Here is a 246-nt window from a genome sequence, read left to right as displayed (position 1 = left end):
ACGTGATCGGCGGCCACGACCCGCTCGATTCGACGTCGCTGACCGACACCTGGCCGTCCATGGCGGATGCTGCGCGTGCCGGGCTCCGTGAGGGCGCCCTGGACGGCGTCCGCGTCGGCGTGATCCGCGAGATCGCCGGAGAAGGCTTCCAGGCCGGAGTGAAGCAGCGCTTCGACGAGTCGCTGGCCCTGCTGGAGTCCGCCGGCGCCGAGATCGTCGAGGTCAGCGCGCCGAGCTTCGAGTACG

The 246-nt window shown here is 71.1% G+C and carries 1 protein-coding gene; it reads left to right on the top strand.

Features of this window, described 5'->3' with window-relative positions; translation table 11 throughout:
* On the top strand, positions 1 to 246 hold a 246-nt coding region (locus tag SB719_RS21895; RefSeq protein WP_412159995.1), incomplete at both ends, for an amidase family protein.

This window comes from Pantoea sp. SIMBA_079, assembly GCF_046940275.1.
Taxonomy (GTDB): domain Bacteria; phylum Pseudomonadota; class Gammaproteobacteria; order Enterobacterales; family Enterobacteriaceae; genus Pantoea; species Pantoea borealis.
Note: the sequence above shows the minus strand (reverse complement) of the source record. Positions and strands in the feature narration are given on the sequence as shown.